At 65.2% G+C, this 14901-nt stretch carries 15 protein-coding genes; 6 read left to right on the top strand and 9 right to left on the bottom strand.

Annotated features, from left to right (window positions below; all coding sequences use genetic code 11):
- Nucleotides 1-127: 127 nt before the first annotated feature.
- Nucleotides 128-1033, bottom strand: a complete 906-nt coding sequence (locus JF545_RS17180; protein WP_206944096.1) for a LysR substrate-binding domain-containing protein — start codon at nucleotides 1031-1033, stop codon at nucleotides 128-130.
- Between the two features lie 164 nt (nucleotides 1034-1197).
- On the opposite strand from JF545_RS17180, the gene JF545_RS17175 reads away from it, so the two are divergent.
- Genes JF545_RS17175 through JF545_RS17160 form a run of 4 tightly spaced genes read left to right on the top strand, consistent with a single transcriptional unit; the run spans nucleotide 1198 to nucleotide 4891 of the window.
- Nucleotides 1198-2313: an NAD(P)/FAD-dependent oxidoreductase gene (locus JF545_RS17175; RefSeq protein ID WP_206944094.1), complete on the top strand. Its 1116-nt coding sequence runs from the start codon at nucleotides 1198-1200 to the stop codon at nucleotides 2311-2313.
- Complete coding sequence (locus JF545_RS17170) at nucleotides 2297-2620, top strand: (2Fe-2S)-binding protein (protein WP_206944090.1); 324 nt, start codon at nucleotides 2297-2299, stop codon at nucleotides 2618-2620. The genes JF545_RS17175 and JF545_RS17170 overlap by 17 nt, the downstream gene beginning before the upstream one ends.
- Nucleotides 2607-4109 carry an NAD(P)/FAD-dependent oxidoreductase gene (locus JF545_RS17165; protein ID WP_206944088.1) on the top strand — a complete coding sequence of 501 codons (1503 nt, stop codon included), beginning with the start codon at nucleotides 2607-2609 and terminating at the stop codon, nucleotides 4107-4109. The genes JF545_RS17170 and JF545_RS17165 overlap by 14 nt, the downstream gene beginning before the upstream one ends.
- Nucleotides 4110-4123: 14 nt before the next feature.
- The gene (locus JF545_RS17160) at nucleotides 4124-4891 is read left to right on the top strand and encodes a transporter substrate-binding domain-containing protein (RefSeq protein WP_206944086.1); all 768 of its coding nucleotides are present in this window, start codon (nucleotides 4124-4126) and stop codon (nucleotides 4889-4891) included.
- A 64-nt stretch (nucleotides 4892-4955) separates the two neighbouring features.
- Here JF545_RS17160 and JF545_RS17155 read toward each other — a convergent pair whose 3' ends face one another.
- The 7 genes from JF545_RS17155 to JF545_RS17125 all read right to left on the bottom strand — a co-directional run bounded on the left by JF545_RS17155 (nucleotide 4956) and on the right by JF545_RS17125 (nucleotide 11568).
- Nucleotides 4956-5858 carry an NAD(P)-dependent oxidoreductase gene (locus JF545_RS17155; RefSeq protein WP_206944084.1) on the bottom strand — a complete coding sequence of 301 codons (903 nt, stop codon included), beginning with the start codon at nucleotides 5856-5858 and terminating at the stop codon, nucleotides 4956-4958.
- An 83-nt stretch (nucleotides 5859-5941) separates the two neighbouring features.
- Nucleotides 5942-6682: an HAD family hydrolase gene (locus JF545_RS17150; RefSeq protein ID WP_206944083.1), complete on the bottom strand. Its 741-nt coding sequence runs from the start codon at nucleotides 6680-6682 to the stop codon at nucleotides 5942-5944.
- Nucleotides 6679-7851 (bottom strand): ABC transporter ATP-binding protein, encoded by a 1173-nt coding sequence (locus tag JF545_RS17145; RefSeq protein ID WP_242520938.1) that lies wholly within the window; start codon nucleotides 7849-7851, stop codon nucleotides 6679-6681. Before JF545_RS17145 ends, JF545_RS17150 begins: the two co-directional genes overlap by 4 nt.
- Nucleotides 7848-8696 (bottom strand): ABC transporter permease, encoded by an 849-nt coding sequence (locus tag JF545_RS17140; protein WP_222164111.1) that lies wholly within the window; start codon nucleotides 8694-8696, stop codon nucleotides 7848-7850. The genes JF545_RS17145 and JF545_RS17140 overlap by 4 nt, the downstream gene beginning before the upstream one ends.
- Complete coding sequence (locus JF545_RS17135; RefSeq protein ID WP_206944080.1) at nucleotides 8683-9516, bottom strand: ABC transporter permease; 834 nt, start codon at nucleotides 9514-9516, stop codon at nucleotides 8683-8685. Before JF545_RS17135 ends, JF545_RS17140 begins: the two co-directional genes overlap by 14 nt.
- Nucleotides 9513-10373 (bottom strand): alkaline phosphatase family protein, encoded by an 861-nt coding sequence (locus JF545_RS17130; RefSeq protein ID WP_206944078.1) that lies wholly within the window; start codon nucleotides 10371-10373, stop codon nucleotides 9513-9515. The genes JF545_RS17135 and JF545_RS17130 overlap by 4 nt, the downstream gene beginning before the upstream one ends.
- A 118-nt stretch (nucleotides 10374-10491) precedes the next feature.
- Nucleotides 10492-11568, bottom strand: a complete 1077-nt coding sequence (locus JF545_RS17125) for an ABC transporter substrate-binding protein (protein WP_347401340.1) — start codon at nucleotides 11566-11568, stop codon at nucleotides 10492-10494.
- Nucleotides 11569-11874: 306 nt separating this feature from the next.
- On the opposite strand from JF545_RS17125, the gene JF545_RS17120 reads away from it, so the two are divergent.
- A complete protein-coding gene (locus JF545_RS17120; protein ID WP_224852153.1) occupies nucleotides 11875-12600 on the top strand; it encodes a UTRA domain-containing protein in 726 nt (241 codons plus the stop codon).
- 8 nt (nucleotides 12601-12608) lie between these two features.
- Here JF545_RS17120 and JF545_RS17115 read toward each other — a convergent pair whose 3' ends face one another.
- A complete protein-coding gene (locus JF545_RS17115) occupies nucleotides 12609-13511 on the bottom strand; it encodes a LysR family transcriptional regulator (RefSeq protein WP_206944074.1) in 903 nt (300 codons plus the stop codon).
- A gap of 217 nt (nucleotides 13512-13728) precedes the next feature.
- Here JF545_RS17115 and JF545_RS17110 point away from each other — a divergent pair, with 217 nt between their 5' ends.
- Nucleotides 13729-14742 (top strand): D-cysteine desulfhydrase, encoded by a 1014-nt coding sequence (locus JF545_RS17110; RefSeq protein WP_206944072.1) that lies wholly within the window; start codon nucleotides 13729-13731, stop codon nucleotides 14740-14742.
- Nucleotides 14743-14901 lie beyond the last annotated feature (159 nt).

Raw genomic sequence — 14901 nt, 5'->3', positions numbered from 1 at the left:
ATTTCGTCTTCTTGATGGTGCGGGGTTCTCCTTTATTCGGTGTGGGTGGTGTTGTAGGGAGGTATTGACGCAGAGACGTGGTTTGAAAAACCAAAATCGACGCCACCTCCCTGCTTGACTAATTTTTCTACCCCGCCTGCACCTCGGCAAACCGACGGCGAAAGCGCTGCACAAACTCCTCGGCCAGTCGCGACAGCGGCTGGTCGCGGGGTGTCAGCAGGTAAAAGGTCTCGGTCAGGGGCTCTTGCAGCGCCAGTGCAACGCTGTCGCTGCCTCCCATGGCGTCGGCATTGAGGGCGTCGACGATGGCGATGCCGGCGCCTTGGCCGACCAGCCGGGTCGCCTGCAGGGCGAGTGATACCTCCAGGCGCGAGCGCGGCGCTATGCCCCGCTCGGCCAGGGCGCGTTCCAGCGTCTGGCGGCTGGGGTCTCCCGGTTCATAGTGGATCAGCGTCTGGCCGTCGAGGTTCTCAAGGGCGATGCTCTCGCGCTTTGCCAGCGGGTGCTCTTGCGGCAGCAGGCAGACGCTGTCCAGGGTGAAGGCGGTGGCAGCCAGGCGTTCGTCCTGGCCTCCCAGCAGGGAAAAGCCGATCTCCGAGCGTTGGGTGACCACGTCCTCCACCACCTGCTCGGAGCGAAAAGTGGATAACCGCAGGTGCTGGTCCGGGTGATCCTTGGCCATCTCGGCGATGACGTCCGGAACAAAGGTCAGGCCGAGCAGTGGCATGGCACTGATGCCAAGCCCGCCAAGCTCGCGCTGGCGAATCCGCCGCGCGCTGTCTCTGAGGTGCTCCAGTCCCTGCCACAGGCGCTGCTGTTCGCGATAGAACAGGCGCGCCTCCGGCGTCGGTACCAGACGTCCCTTGATCCGCGAGAACAGCGCAAAGCCAAGGTCGTGTTCGAGCTGCTTCAACAGTCGAGTCACCCCTGGCTGGGCGATGTGCATGCGGCTGGCGGCGGCGGTGACGCTGCCACTGTCCATGGTGTGCTGAAAGGCCTGCAGCTGGCGGTCACTGAGCCGGGGGCTGTCCATCGCTGTCCTCCATCGAAACCTCCACTGGCCCCACCCGTCAGCCCTGCATCGGAAGATCCATAACATCAGCGCATGGGTTTGCCATTGATTGGTATTGGATCGTATGGGATGTGGCTTCTATCGTCGAGTCATCGGCAACCGACGGCTAGGGGTCCAAGGCTTCCATGGCACACGAGGTAATGATCGTTGGCGGTGGCGTGGTGGGCATGGCGGTGGCCTACGGGCTTGCGCGCCGTGGCCGTCGCGTCTGCGTTCTCGATGAACACGATACCGCGCTCAAGGCCTCCCGGGGCAACGCCGGATTGGTTTGGGTCCAGGGCAAGGGTGCCGGCATGCCCGCCTACGCGGCGATGTCGCTGGCTTCGAGCCGGGCCTGGCCGGGGTTTGCGAGCGAGCTGGGCGAGCGCACCGGGGTGGATCTGGAGTTCGAGCAGCCCGGCGGCGTCGATCTGTGTCTTGACGACGACGAGGTGCGCAGCCGTTGCGCGGAGTACCAGGCGCTGTACGACACTCCCTGGGCCCGTGAGGCCGGCGTGCGCTGGGAGTACCTGGAAGGCGAGCGGCTTGAGCGACTGCTGCCGGGCCTGGGCGGCGACGTCCCGGGGGGCATCTGGACACCCCACGACGGCCACTGCAATCCACTGTTTCTGCTGCGCGCCCTCTACAGCGCCTGCCTGGCGCTCGGCGTCGACGTGCGAGCTCATCATCCGGTCGCCTCGATCGACCCCGGCGAGGCGGGCTTTGTTGCCCACACCTCCCGTGGCGTCGTGCATGCCGAACGGCTGGTACTGGCCTGTGGGCTGGGGGCGGCGCGGCTGGCACCGCCGCTGGGACTCTGCGGTCGAGTCACGCCGGTGCGTGGCCAGGTGCTGGTCAGCGAGCGCCTGCCCGCCTCCGGGCGTCTGCCGACGCCGCAGATCCGCCAGACCGCGAGCGGCGGCTACCTGATCGGCGACGTGCTCGAACATGTCGGCCACGACACCAGGGTCACCCTCGATACCCTGCACGCCCTGGCCCGGCGGGCGGTGACTATCTATCCCGATCTGGCGTCGGCGCGGCTGGTGCGCAGTTGGGCGGCGCTAAGGATCATGACGCCGGACGGCTGCCCGGTCTACGAGGCCTCGCGGCGCTATCCCGGCGCCTACAACCTGAGCTGCCACAGCGGCATTACCCTGGCTGCCTTTCACGCCGATGAGCTGGCCGCAGCGCTGAGTGATGACCGACTCACAGAGCGCTATCCGCTCTTCTCGGGAGGACGCTTCGATGCTCAAGCGGCTTGAAAGTGCCACGCCCACGCCCGAGGTCACCATCACTATCGACGGCGTACCCTACCAGGTGCCCTCGACGCTTAGCGTGGCGGCCGCGGTGCTGCTGCACCAGGGCGTTGCCGGCTACCGCCGCCACGGCGCCGGTGGTCATCGTGCGCCGCTGTGCATGATGGGGGTCTGCCACGATTGCCTGATCACTATCGACGATGCCCCCAATCGCCAGGGCTGTCTGGTCACGGTGGAGCAGGGCATGCGGGTGTGCCGTCAGCTCGACGACAGGGGTTGCGAAAGAGAAGGGCGCGACGATGCAGACCTGTGAGCCGAGAGAGACCGACCGCACCGACGGCAGCCACGGTCGCGCCCGGGTGGTGGTGCTCGGTGCCGGCCCTGCCGGCATGGCGGCAGCGCTGAGACTGGCCGAGGCCGGTGTGCGCGCGCTGGTACTGGACCAGGCCAGGGCGCCGGGCGGGCAGATCTATCGCCAGCTCGACCAGCCCCAGCTCGACGCGGCGGTGACGGGCAAGGACTACCAGCGCGGTCGGTCCCTGGTCGATGACTTCATGAGCGCCGCCAAGCGGGGGGAGATCGACTATCGCCCGGGTACCCGAGTGTGGTGGATCGAGGCGCTGGACGATGCCCAGAACGACGCCCATCGCCTGGGTGTACGAGGGCACGATGGCATCAGCCGAGAGCTTACCGCTGGGCGTCTGATCCTCGCCACTGGTGCCATGGAGCGCGGCTGGCCCTTCCCAGGCTGGCAGCTGCCCGGGGTGATGCAGGCTGGCGCCGCTCAGATCCTGATGAAGCAGGGTGCGCTTGTCACCGATACCCCACCGGTGCTGGCCGGCAATGGCCCACTGCTGTACCTGCTGGCCTGGCAGTACCTCAACGCCGGCTGCCCGCCTCGGTTGATCCTCGATACGACGCCGAACCTGGGCCTGGCCCGGACCCTGCGTCATCCGCTCAGGGCCTGGCGGGCGCGGGGCTACCTCGCCAAGGGCGCGCGCATGCTGGCGGCGTTGAGGCGCGCTGGGGTGCCGATCGTGCGTGGCGTCCAGTCGCTGGCCGCCGAAGGAAACCCGCGCCTGACCGAGGTGCGCTATCGCCTGCGTGGCGAGCGCGACGAGCACAGGCTCAAGACCGATTGGCTGTTGACCCATATGGGGGTGGTGCCCGAGCCGCAGCTCCCCCGAGGGCTGGGTATCGAGCACCGCTGGCACGAGACCCAGCAGGCGTTCGTGCCCGATCGTCGCGACGATCTGTCGGTGTGCCCTGGCGTGTGGCTGGCCGGTGACGGCGGTGGTATCGGTGGCGCCTTGAATGCCGAGCGCGAAGGGCGACTGGCGGCGCTGGCGCTGCTGGCCGAGCTAGCTGCGTCGGCACCAGGTGGCACGCTGGACCGCCCTGCGCTGGTCAGGGAAAGCGCCGCGCTAAGGCGTCGACGCCGCCGGGATCTGTCCGGTCGGCGCCTGCTGGAGGCGCTGTTCACCCCACCGCTGGACTGGGTCGAGCGACAGCCCGACGAGACCCTGATCTGTCGCTGCGAAGCAGTGAGCCGGGCCCAGCTCAAGGTGGCGCTGGCAGCGGGGCCTGCCGGGCCCAACCAGCTCAAGGCCTTCACCCGCTGTGGCATGGGCCCCTGCCAGGGACGGCTATGTGGCACCCATGTGTCGCGGCTGATGGCGAGTGAGCAGGGACGTGACATGGACGAGGTCGGCTACTACCGCATTCGCCCACCGTTGACCTCCATCACCCTGGGCGAACTGGCACAGGCGCCCTCCGATCACCTGACCACACAATCACAATAGAGCGAGAACCGACCATGAACGTTAACGCTACGCTGTCTGCCTCCCTGGGCCTGGCAATGGCCCTTGCAGGTGCCGCCTTGACCACCACCGCCCAGGCCGACGACCGTGCGCTGCGCATCGGCGTCGATGTGCCCTATCCGCCCTACCAGGAAAAGCTGCCCGACGGCAGCCTGACCGGCTTCGAGGTCGAGCTGGTCGAAGCCGCCTGTGAGCGCATGCAGCGCCAGTGCGAGTGGGTCGAGCAGGGCTGGGACGGCATCATCCCGGGGCTGCTGGCACGCAAGTACGACCTGATCGCCTCGGCCATGAACATCACCGGCGAGCGCTCGCAGCAGGTGCTGTTCTCCGATCCCTACTACCAGGTGCCTTCGGTGTGGGTCGGCCAGGCCGACGCAGAGATCGATCCCGAAGGCGACCTGTCGGGCATGACCATCGGTGTGCAGCAGGGCACCATTCAGGACGAGTACGTGACCACCTACCACGACGAGGCGGACATTCGTCGTTACGCGGACTCCGGTGGCGTGGTCAACGACATGTTCACCGGCCGCCTGGACCTGGTCTTCACCGCCTTCCCGCTAGCCCAGGAGCGCCTGTTCAGCGATGAGCGCTTTGCGCGCAAGGGCGAGCTGGTGACCGGCCCCGAGTCGATCTATGGGCCTGGCGTCGGCGCCGCCTTCAGGCCGCGCGACGAAGCCCTTGTTGCCACCTTCAACGAGGCCATCCAGGGGCTCAAGGACGACGGCGACTATCAGGCGCTGTGGGCGCGCTATTTCGACGAATGATGAATAGTGCGGTTCCAGGGGCCTCAGTCGTTGTCGTGGGGGCCGGCGGCGCTGACGTCTGGCATCAACGCTCGAGTTCACCGGCATCCATACCGTTGCGTCGCTTGATCTCGAGCAGCAGCGCGCTGTGGTCGAGGTCGGCGCCGCCGGCGTCGACTAGGTCGTTGAACAGGCGATCGGTCAACGCGAGCAGCGGCAGATCGAGGCCGAGCTCCTGGGCAACATCGCAGGCGGCGTGGGTATCCTTGAGCTGGTGCTTGGCCGGGCCGCCCGGCGCAAAGTCGCCATCCAGCATGCGCTGGCCGTGCTGCTCGAGGATACGCGAGTAGGCGAAGCCGCCCAGCATGGCCTGGCGGACCTTGGCCGGGTCGGCGCCGCCGGCCTCCGCCAGTACCAGAGCCTCGGAGACGGCGGCGATGGTACTGGCCACGGTCAGCTGGTTGACCAGCTTGGCCAGGGCGCCACTGCCGACGGGGCCGATGTGAAGAGGGTGGCCCATGGCCTGAAGAATCGGCTTCGCCCGTTCATAGTCGGCGTCCAGTGCGCCGGCCATGATCGACAGCGAGCCTTCCTGAGCGCCACGTTCGCCGCCTGACACCGGCGCGTCCACCCAGCCGAGGCCAAGCTCGCGACAGCGCTCTGCCAAGGCGACCGCTTCGCTGCGAGCGATGGTCGACATCACGATGATCAGGCTGCCGTGAGCAAGTTGACGGGCGATGCCCTCGTCGCCGAACAACAGCGTCTCGCACACCGGGCCTGAGCTCACCATCATCACCACCGCCTGAGCACCCTGTACCGCCTCGGCGGGCGTCTCGACCAGGGTGGCGCCAAGCTCGCCCAGCGGGGCGGCCTTGTCGATGCTACGGTTCCAGGCGCGCAGGTCATAGCCTGCACGAATCAGGTGGCGGCCCATGGGCAGGCCCATGATGCCGGTGCCCAGCAGGGCGATGGTGGCGGAGGATGTCATTCAGGGGGCTCGTTTCACGTCAAAAGGTAGGTGACAGCCTAGCCTCTTCCACCCGCTGACTCCACGCCTGGCCTTGTCCACGCTTAGCCTTGCTGCCGCCACCACTGCACCGGCCAGCCGCGGACCTGTGCGGCGGCGTCAAGCGTCGGATCCGGGTTGATGGCGCAGGGACGGTCGACAAACTCCAGCAGCGGCAAGTCGTTACGTGAGTCCGAGTAGCCGTAGCTGAGGGCTGGCGTATGCTCGTCGAGCCAGGCTTCCAGAGCCGCAAGCTTGCCTTCACGGAAGGTGCGAATGCCTTGGGCGCGGCCGGTATATCGACCCTCGGCGTCGATCTCCAGACGGGTGGCCAGGGCATGGTGGGCGCCCAGACGTTCGGCTACAGGGCCAACCACATGGATCGGTGAGGCAGAGATAATGACCACACGGTGGCCCTGATCGTGGTGCCAGGCAAGCCGTTCGTGTCCCTGGGCGAACAGTCGCGGCACCACCTCGGCCTCGAGAAAGGCGTCCACCTGCTCCCTGACGTCGGCCTCGCGGCGCCCTGTCAGGGGTGTCAGCAACAGCGCCAGATGGGCTTCCATGTCGAGCGTGCCAGCGGCGTAGGCCGCCATATGCTCGGCAAAGGCGGCATGATATTTCTTTCCGTCGTCGATCCAGCCAAGCTCGATCAGCCATTGGCTCCACAGGCGCGTGATGTCGCCGTCGAGCAGCGTATCGTCCAGGTCGAACAGGGCCAGGGTGATGGGCGCGTCAGGCGTCTCGGATGTCGCCACACGGCAGGCATCGGTGGTCATGGGGCAAGGGCTCGTCGGGTCATTCATGTATCCAGCTCCTGAACCTCGTCGAGATCGACGTGGACCGTCACCTGCTGGCCTTGCGGCAGCAAGGTGCGAGCGGAGCGATTGAGGGTATCGACGGTCAGGCTGACGCCGGCACAGTCGATGTCGTAGCGCACGATGTTACCGAGCAGTCGGTGTCGACGCACTACCCCGTGCACGCCAGGTCCTACCCGCTCGGGGTGCTCGCCGCCCAGGGGCATGCCCGCCACGCTCAGGTAGAGCGCTTCAGGGCGCAGGGCAACGCGGCCAGCCTTGCTGCGATAGCCGAGCAGCGGAGCGGCCTCGACGGCATCAAGCAGACAGTAGTGGCCCATGAAGCCGGCAGCGTTCTCATCCCGTGGACGGGTGTAGATGGCCTCGGCGCTGTCCTGTTGCAGGATGCGTCCCTGGTGCATCAGGAACACCCGGTCGGACATCAGCATGGCTTCTTCCTGATCATGGGTCACGAACAGGGTCGTCAGGCCCAGCGACGTCTGAATTTCCCGGATCTGATCGCGCAGGTGCTTGCGAATGCGGGCGTCCAGCGCGGACAGGGGCTCATCCATCAGCAGCACCCTGGGCTCGACCACCAGAGACCTTGCCAGCGCTACCCGCTGGCACTGACCGCCAGACAGTTGATGAGGGAACTTGTGGGCCTGGTCCTGCATCTCGACCAGGCGTAGCACCTCGTCCACGCGGCGCGCGCGCTCGTCGCTGGGTACCTTCTGCATGCGCAGGCCAAAGGCGACGTTGTCGGCCACCTTCATGTTGGGAAACAGGGCGTAGTGCTGAAACACCATGCCGACGCCACGGCGCTGAGGGGGGAGGTGAGTGATGTCGGTATCGCCCACCAGGATTTGGCCCGCATTCAGGGACGTGAGACCGGCGATCGCCCGCAACAGGGTCGACTTGCCGCAGCCGGATGGGCCCAGCAGGGTGATGAATTCACCGTGGGCGATATCGGCATCGATATTGGCAAAGACATCGGTGTCGCCAAAACGCTTGGCCAGCCCCTTGAGCGAAATCGCGTTGCCGCTGGACGCATGATCGGTGTGGCGGGAGGCACTCGCGGCCGTGGCGCCTGACGCGATGGCCGGCTGCTGGCGATAGGCCGCCTGTGATGCCTTGGGCGTGGTCGCTGACGAGGGGGGGCGAGTGGTGGCAGCCATCATCGTGCGGCCTCCGTAATAGTGTGTTCCGCCTGGCGATTGCCCAGCCAGGTCAGGATCAGGGTGAAGACGAACAGGGTGATCACCAGAGCGCTGGTGAAGTGGCCGCTGGCGCCGCGCATGTTGTTGAGGTAGACCTGCAGTGTCTCGAAGCGGGTGCCCACCAGCATGTTGGCAAACACGAACTCACCCACCAGGAAGGAGAACGACAGGAAGACGGCGATCTGCACGCCACCTCTCAGGTTGGGCAGAACCACCAGAAAAAACGCCTTCACGGGGCCAGCGCCGAGCAGCTGCGCGGCGTCCATCAGGCTTTGCACGTCCACCGCCCTCAGGCTGTTGGCAATGGCGCGATACATGAACGGCAGGACGATGGTGAAGTAGGTAGGAATCAGGATCCAGGGTGTTCCTACCAGCGCCAGCGGCCCACCGGCGTAGAGTTGCAGCAAGCCCACCGAGGAGACGACTGGCGGCACCGCAAACGGCATCAAGATCAGCGTGTTCATCCAGCGATCGAGTCGCGGATAGCGGGTATGGGCCAACAGGGCGACCGGCAGTACCAGTGCCAGAGATAGCGCCAGAGCCCCCACGGCGATAAACAGCGAGCGCGCAAAGGCCGCCAGAAAGCGAGGGGTGGTCCACAGCTCGATGAACCAGGCCAGGGTCAGGCCGTCTGGCGTCAGGGTCGCGCCCCAGCGTGTGGCCAGGGCGTAGCCCAGTGTGGCTACCAGGGGCAGAGCCAGCACCGCAAAGACCCCGCCGACGACCCAGGAGTAGGGATTAAAGGTTGCCGACAGCGACGCGGCGGTCGGGCTCTTGTGAGCGGGCATGGTGTCAGCGTGAGCCATGCTGTGCACTCCTTCTCAACAGCCACTGTTGCACCAGGGTGACCAGTACCAGCAGCACCACCAGTACCAGCGCCAGGGCACTGGCCAGGTTGGGTTCAAGGAACAGGTCTCCCGCGACCAGGTTGGCGATGCGTATCGTCATCAGGTTGTAGCTGGTGTTGACCAGCGCATAGACGGTGGCATAGGCGCCCATGGCGTTGGCGAACAGCACCGTGAAGGTGCCCGCCAGAGCCGGCCATAGCACCGGCAGGCCGATCCGTTGCCAATAGGCGATGCGTCCGGCCCCCAACAGGTGGGCGGCATCACGCCACTCGGCCTTGAGGCCTGAAAAGGCCGGAAACAGCAGCAGGATGCCGAGCGGTATCTGGAACCAGGTATAGATGACGATCAATCCGCCGGTGGAGTAGAGGCGCACGTCCTCGATGATGCCGAGTTGTTGAAGTGCCAAGGTCAGCACGCCGTTGGCCCCCAGCAGGATGATAAAGGCGAAGGCCAGGGGCACCCCGGCGAAGTTGGAGGTCATGTTGGTGAAGGCGATCATCGCGCGGCGCAGTCGCGGTCCGGAACGCATAAGCGCGTGACAGGTGACGGTGGCGATGATCAGCCCCATGGCGCTTGATACCAACGAGATGGTCAGGCTCTTCCAGATGGCTTGGCGAAAGAACGCGGACTGGGCGATTTCCTGGAAGTGGCCCAGCCCCCAGTCGCCATTGACGTTGAAGGCACTGATGGCGACCCAGGCCATGGGCGCCAGCTGGAAGGCGCAAAACACGATGGCGAAGGGCAGTAGCCACAGCCAGGCCGGCAGGCGCAATGTCATGAGAGGCTCTCTCGGGACGGTGCCGGGGCCGGTGCCGTGGCTTGCGCCGTCATCGCAAGCAGCTCCGGGTGAAAGGGCTTGTCGTGGGTTAGCCCCATGGCGCTGGCCAGGGTGCCGCAAAGGTGAGTCTGTTGGATATGCAGACCTGCGGGGTCGGCAAAGGCGTCACCGAACAGCCACAGCGGTACCCGGCGCTCCTCGGCCAGCAACCCTGAGTGTGAACGATCGGCGTTCATGCCGTGGTCGGCGGTCACCATCACCTGGTAACCATCGGCCAGCCAGCGGGGAAGGTAGTCGGCCAGGGCAATGTCGGCGTGACGCGCGGCATTGCGGTACTGGGGCGAGTCGCCGCCGTGACGGTGGCCGCTATCATCGATGTTCATGCTGTGAACCAGCAGGAAGTCAGGTGCGTGCCGCTGCCTGAGCGCTTCGGCATCGCTGAACAGGTGGTCGTCCGGGTAGTGGTCCTGCCAATAGAAGATGCCGCGCTGGATGGCCGCGTGAGGATCGTCGAGATAGCGGTCGCGGGTCCGGTCGAAGGGCGCCTTGACGTAGAGTTCGCTGACCCAGTGATAGGCCGCGGCGGCGGTGGTGCGCCCCTGGGCGCGAGCCAGGTCAAACAGGCTGACACCGTGTGAGCGGCGCACGATAGCGTTATGCACGACACCGGAGTCGACGGGACGATCTCCCGTCAGCAGGCACTCGTAAAGCGGGCGAGACATGGCGGGCAGCTCGCAGTCGAGGCTGGTAGTAGTGCCGCGTCCGGCCTCGACCAGAGCGCTCAGATGGCCCATGGCATGGCGCCCGACGTCGTGATTGAGGCCGTCCAGCACGACCAGAATGACAGGGTTTTGCATGATGACTCCTGGCCACCATCAGGGTGGCCCAAGCAACGCTTTCGTACCGCGGGCACCGAGAGCAGCGCTGGTTGGCGCTGCCGCCCGATGCCCAGGGGTGGGGAGGTAATTGGCGTGATTACTGCTGGTGGATCAAAACGTCCGACTGCCACTGGCGCGGCAGCACCTTGGCGCTCTGTTCCCAGGCGGCGAAGTCCTGAATCGGGCGGGCGCTGGCGTACTGTTCGTTGGGTAGCAGCTTGGCGGCGATCTCGTCGGGCAGGGTCAGGTGCTCGGCGCGGATCGGGCGAGCGTAGCCCTCGGCCAGGTTGAACTGGCCTTCATCGGACAGGATGTATTCACGGGCCAGCTTGGCCGCATTGGGATGCTGGGCGTGTACATTGATGATGGTGGCGTAGCCTGAAGTGACAGAGGCGTCGGACGGAATCACCACCTCGAAGGCGTCACGGTCGATCTGGTCACGATAGTTCAAGGCGTTGAAGTCCCACAGCAGGGCCACTTCCACTTCGCCCTTCTCCAGGTTGGCGATGGACACGTCAGCCAGCGACAGGCGGCCCTGCTCGGCCAGCTCGGCGAACAGCTCGAGTCCCGGCGCCAGGTTGCCTTCGTCACCGCCTGCCGCATAGGCAGCGGCCAGCACCGCATTGTTGGCCTGGGAGGCCTGGCCTACCGCGCCCACCGACACTGAGTAGTCACCTTCACGTAGATTGGCGAAGGAGCCCGGACGCTGGTCTTCGTCGACCAGATTCTTGTTGATCATCAGGGCGATAGTGCCGGTGTAGCCGAGCATCCAGTGACCATCCTCGTCCTTGGCCCAGTCAGGGATCTGGTCCCAGGTGCTGGGCTTGTAGGGCTGGGTCACGCCCTGCTGCACGGCGATGGGGCCGAAGGCGAAGCCGACATCGCCGATGTCGGCGGTGGCATTCTCACCCTCAGCCTTGAACTTGGCGACTTCCTCGGCGGAACTCATGTCGGTGTCGCTGTGTGCCAGGCCGTAGACGCTATCCAGGTCAGCCCAGGTGTCCTTCCAGTTGGCCCAGGTGTCGGGCATGCCGACGCTGTCGACGCGGCCTTCCTGCTTGGCGGCCTCGATCAGAGACTCAAGCTCGGCGGAGCTGGCTTGGGCAGCGGTGGACATCAGGCCAACGCAGGCCAGGGCGGTCAGGGTCGGGTAACGCAGAGAAGTGACGATCACGGGAGGGTCTCCGGGTCAGGGGGCGTGAAGGCGACGGAAACCGGTGTGCGTTTCTGGTCTAGATCAGTTTCCGTTGTGCCTAACCCTAAGGAGCCTTCATGACAGCGCCGTGTCAGTGTGATGGCAGTCTTGTCTCAATCCTTGGTTGGCGATGAAGCCTTCGGCAGACACTACGACGCCAGGAGTGTCACCACGATGTCATGGTGAAGTCACTAGACTGTGGCGTATGGCTCAATTGGTCTATACCAGCTGGATGGATGTAGATCGGCGAGCGTCACTTTTCTCTTATTAAACATCGGTATGTGCATGGATCGATCGCTGCAAGAGCGCCTCAAACCGGTGCTGGCTGAGGCTCGAAGTGAGAAGGGGCGCCGGCTTCCCAGCGAGCGCGAGTTGATGACCCGCTTCGGGACAACGCGTATCACGTTGCGCGAAGCGCTCAATGCACTGGAGGCAGAAGGGCGGGTCTATCGCGAGAATCGGCGCGGCTGGTTTGTGTCGCCGCCACGGCTTCGCTATGACCTGCTGGCCTGCCTGCCGTTTCACGAGATGGTGCGCTCGCAGCAGCGCAGTGCCCGCACCCTGCTGCTGAGTGCCGAAGAGGTCTCGGCCCCCGCAGTGGTCGCTCGGCGTTTGGGTATTGCCGAACACGCGCCGGTCTATCGAATCTGTCGTGCCCGGCTAGTGGACGAGCGTCGGGTGCTCTACGTCGAGCATCATCTGCTGCCAAGCTGTTTTCCACAGATTCTCGAGTTCGATCTGGCGCGGGAGTCGCTGACCGAGCTTTACCGGCGCGAGTACGGCATCCGGGTTGGCCGGGTCAGCTATGAGCTTGGCACCTGCGTGCTGTCCAGCGCCGGCGCCGATGCGCTGAACGCCGTGCGAGGCAGTCCCGCCCAGCGCATTTCCCGCATCAATCATGACCAGAACGGCCGAGCCATCGACTGCGACGACGAGTACTGGCGTCACGACGCCATCGAGCTCACCCTGTCTGCCGCTCCCCAGGGGGGAGAGGCCATCCGCACGTCCTGATGACAACGCTATACCGCCGGTGGGCGCTCTTCCAGCAGATGCCAAAGCGGTGCCGCGGCCCTCTGCTCGTCCCGATGCCGATAGCAGGCCACCACCAGCCGGGGCCCACCTAGCGTATCCAGTAGCGATACCAGCTTGCCGCTTTCCAGGTCCTCTTCGATCAGTCCGTGGGGAAGCCAGCCGATACCCAGTCCCGCCAGGGCGAGCTGGCGAATGCCGATGGTAAAGGCGGTCTCGCACACCAGCTCGATCTCGTAGCGGCGCTGGGCATCCAGCAGGTAGGGGGTCGCCAGCGCCTGGCCCAGAAAACTGTCGGTGTCGTAGCCGATCAGCGGCAGTCGTTGTCCCTGCTCCAGCGGGTGCAGCGGGCCGCCGTGATGATCCGGGGCGCACACCGGCAGCAGCCGTTCAGCACCCAGCGCGAGACGTTCGATGGTGGTGCTGTCGTCGAACAGGGGCGCCCCCTCGAGCTCGGAACACAGCAGCAGGTCGGCCTTGCCCTGCTCAAAGTCGCGAATGCATACGCTGCGGTCGGACGAGGTGATCTGCAGTCCGACCTCAGGAGCGTGATGACGCAAGTGGCGCAACAGCCGCGGCAGATAGCTGACGGTCAGGGTGTGCTGGGTGGTCAGGATGGCCCTGGGTCCCTGGCGGGCATCGCTTCTGAGTCGACTGCGCATGGCATAGAGGCGGGCCAGCCACTCCCTGAGCTGAGGCTCGTAGGTACGCGCATGGGCAGTCAGCTCCAGCCGTGGGGAGCGCCTATCGACCAGTGCGACTCCCAGCCACTCCTCGAGTTGTCTGATGCGTCGCGAAAACGCCGGTTGGGTGACGTGGCGTCGTTCCGCCGCCTGGGAGAAGGTTCCTGCCTCGATAAGCTCGAGAAAATCCTCTATCCACTCGATCTTCATTGGTGTTTTTGTCTGTTGTTGTGGCTGCCGGCCAGGCAGGAGTCGTGGCTATGCAAAAATTTAACAGCTGACGAGCAACTTGGCATTGGTGGCAGGTCGTGGGCGGCCTTTAAGGTGAGATGACACGTTCTCTGACGGGCCTTGTGTCTGTCATTTCATGGAAGAACGTCATAACGAGAGCACGCCAATGCCAATAATGACTCGCCTGGAGGCCCGTATGCACCTGTCCCGTTTTCCCCGTGTCCGTCTCGGCCATATGCCCACCCCGCTGGAGCCGATGGACAACCTGAGCAAGCTATTGGGCGGTCCTCGCCTGTGGATCAAACGTGACGACTGCACCGGCCTGTCTACCGGCGGCAACAAGACGCGCAAGCTCGAATTCTTGATGGCCGATGCCTTGGAAAAGGGCGCCGATACCATCATCACCCAGGGTGCCACCCAGTCCAACCACGCTCGCCAGACCGTGGCCGCGGCCTGCAAGCTGGGCCTTGGCTGTCACATCCTGCTGGAAGACCGCACCGGCAGTGAAGACCCCAACTACAACCACAACGGCAACGTCTTTCTCGATCAGCTCCACGGCGCCAGCGTCGAGAAGCGCCCGGGCGGTGCCGACATGGCCGCCGAGATGGAAGGCCTGGCCGATCGCCTGAAGAGCGAGGGCAAGAGGCCCTACATCATCCCTGGCGGCGGCTCTAACGAAATCGGCGCCCTGGGCTACGTCAATGCTGCCCTGGAGCTGCTGGCCCAGGCCAACGACATGGGCCTGCGTATCGATCATCTGGTGCATGCCACCGGCAGCGCCGGCACCCAGGCGGGCTTGGTGACCGGCCTGGCCGCCTGCAATGCAGGTATCCCGGTGCTCGGCATCGGCGTGCGCGCGCCCAAGGACAAGCAGGAGGCCAACGTCTTTGCCCTGGCCCAGAAGACCGAAGCCAAGCTGGGCCTTTCCGGCGTGGTCAGCCGCGAGCAGGTGGTTGCCAACTGCAACTACGTGGGCGAGGGCTACGGAGTGCCCACCGACAGCATGATCGAGGCGGTCACCCTGCTGGCCCGCCACGAAGGCATCCTGCTGGACCCGGTTTACTCCGGCAAGGGCATGGCCGGGCTGATCGACCTGATCCGCCAGGGCCACTTCAAGGAAGGCGAGAACGTGGTCTTCCTGCACACCGGCGGCGCCGTCGCGCTGTTCGGCTATCCCGATGCCTTCGGCTTTGCAGATTACAGAGGCTGAGGTCTGCCCCTGGCCAGCCCGGTGAGTGCACAGAAGCTCCGAGACAATCGTGATGGGATGTCATCGCGAGCAAGTTGATGTGGGCACCTTGAGAAAGTGTCTCGGAGCATCACTTTGACACTTCTCGTGGTTTTTTCGTTGTGCTCTTGGCTCCTTACG

Origin of the sequence: Halomonas litopenaei (assembly GCF_017303055.1) — a bacterium.
Lineage (GTDB): Bacteria > Pseudomonadota > Gammaproteobacteria > Pseudomonadales > Halomonadaceae > Halomonas > Halomonas litopenaei_A.
The sequence above is the reverse complement of the archived record's forward strand: the minus strand, read 5'-3'. Positions and strand labels throughout refer to the sequence as shown.